Genomic DNA, 437 nt, shown 5'->3' with positions numbered 1-437 from the left:
TGATTGATATTAATTAATATATCACCTAAATAATCACGTAATCGATCGTTTTGCGCTATTTCTCCTACCATTCTCATCGGGTATATTCACGCGGTCGTCAACATGTAAACGTTGAAGTTTCTTCGCTAATTGCTCATCGACAATAGCAGCGTCTTCTTCATCAACACACTGAACATCCGAATCATTTCCATCATCACTATCCGTCCTTCTTTCAGTTCTAACTAAAGAGAAATCCGATCAAACTCTCATTCAATCGACGCTTCCATCCTACCTGAGTTTCTCTTATATGTAGGTAAACTCTGTTGTTCGTATTCGTCATCACCCAAAACGATATATTCTTGTTCAGTCGAAGAGGTTTGCTTTAAATGGTTAGAATTATTTGCTGCTAGATGAGAATAAATTCCATTAAATTGTGGATAATTAGCATTGATCTCTTC

Annotated in this window: 1 protein-coding gene; it reads right to left on the bottom strand. The window is 36.6% G+C overall.

Annotation, left to right across the window (positions count from 1 at the left end; genetic code table 11):
- Positions 1-245: 245 nt before the first annotated feature.
- A partial coding sequence (locus tag D7Y04_RS46195; RefSeq protein ID WP_233601866.1) for a hypothetical protein occupies positions 246-437 on the bottom strand: 192 nt, incomplete at its 5' end.

This window comes from Corallococcus sp. AB038B (genome assembly GCF_003668955.1).
Taxonomy (GTDB): domain Bacteria; phylum Myxococcota; class Myxococcia; order Myxococcales; family Myxococcaceae; genus Corallococcus; species Corallococcus exiguus.
Note: the sequence above shows the minus strand (reverse complement) of the source record. Positions and strands in the feature narration are given on the sequence as shown.